We start from the raw sequence: 1,203 nt of genomic DNA on the forward strand, positions 1-1,203 counted from the left end.
CTCAACAGGTGTCACTTTTGTGGCGAGGTGGACAGAACGCGCAAAACGGGTATGCTTTGCGTGCCAACCCAAACCATACCCTATGGAGTCGTTATGCCCCCCTCGCCCCGCTATCATACCATCATGGAACGCCTGACGGAACACCTGCCGTTGGTCCGACCGCGCTTGTTGACGCCCTTGGTCTGCGCGCTGGTAGGCATGTCCCACGCCGTCTCGTCGCATCAGGGCAAGATTGCGGCGGCCATGCCGCTCATGACCACCCAACAAAGCAAAATCCAGCGTTTCCGGCGGCTGCTCTCCAATCCAAAACTGACACCCGAGGCGGTCTACCATCCGATCATTCGTCACGCGCTCGCCGCCATGACCACCCAGCGGGTCAATCTCCTGCTCGATCGAGTCGTCCTGACCGCCCACCTCAATGTGCTGGTCGTCAGTCTGGGCTACCGCCGTCGGTCGCTCCCGCTGTTCTGGAAGGTGCTTGCACATGCGGGCAGTTCGTCACTGCCTGACCAGCAGGAGGCGCTCCAGACCGCCGCCGCCCTGCTGCCCTCCACCGTGCGGATCACCGTGCATGCCGATAGTGAATTTCGCTCCTATGCGCTGTTCGCCTGGATTCGCGCACAGGACTGGCATGCCATGCTCGGCGTTCGCGGCAATCTGTTGGTGCGCACCGCGCCGGATGCCGAGGCCAAAGCCCTGCACGACTGGTTGCCCGGAACCGATACACGGGTCTTCCTGAACGAGATGTGGGTCCGTGATGACCGCAATGGTCCGGTCAATCTCCTCGCATGGTGGGACACCAATGACCGTGGCGACCCCATCGTTTATGGGGTGATGACGGATCTGCCAGCCACCTGGCAAACATTCCAATGGGGCAAACGCCGCATGTGGATCGAAACGCTCTTTCGCGATTGGCAGTCGGGCGGGTTCGCCCTGGGAACCACCGCGCTGCGGGATGCACAGCGTTTCAGCCGCTTGCTGATCCTCATTGGGATCGTGTATGGGTGGTTTGTCAGTGTTGGCCGCTGGGTGGTCAAGCGCGGCTATCGCACCCTGATCGATGCGGGACCATCCCGCCAATGGCAGTGCAGCTTGTTCACCCTGGCCATCGCGTGGCAAAACCGCCAGCACGCGTTCGGTCTATCCATGCCCGTTCGCTGGAAAGTGTACTTCTGACACTTCCCAAAAGTGACACCATGTGAG

At 61.1% G+C, this 1,203-nt stretch carries 1 protein-coding gene; it reads left to right on the forward strand.

Going from position 1 to position 1,203, the window contains the following annotated elements; genetic code table 11:
* Positions 1-123 precede the first annotated feature (123 nt).
* Entirely contained in the window at positions 124-1,176 is a 1,053-nt protein-coding gene (locus F8S13_27595) for a hypothetical protein (protein ID KAB8139559.1), read from the forward strand.
* Positions 1,177-1,203 lie beyond the last annotated feature (27 nt).

The sequence above is a fragment of the Chloroflexia bacterium SDU3-3 genome (assembly GCA_009268125.1).
Lineage (GTDB): Bacteria > Chloroflexota > Chloroflexia > Chloroflexales > Roseiflexaceae > SDU3-3.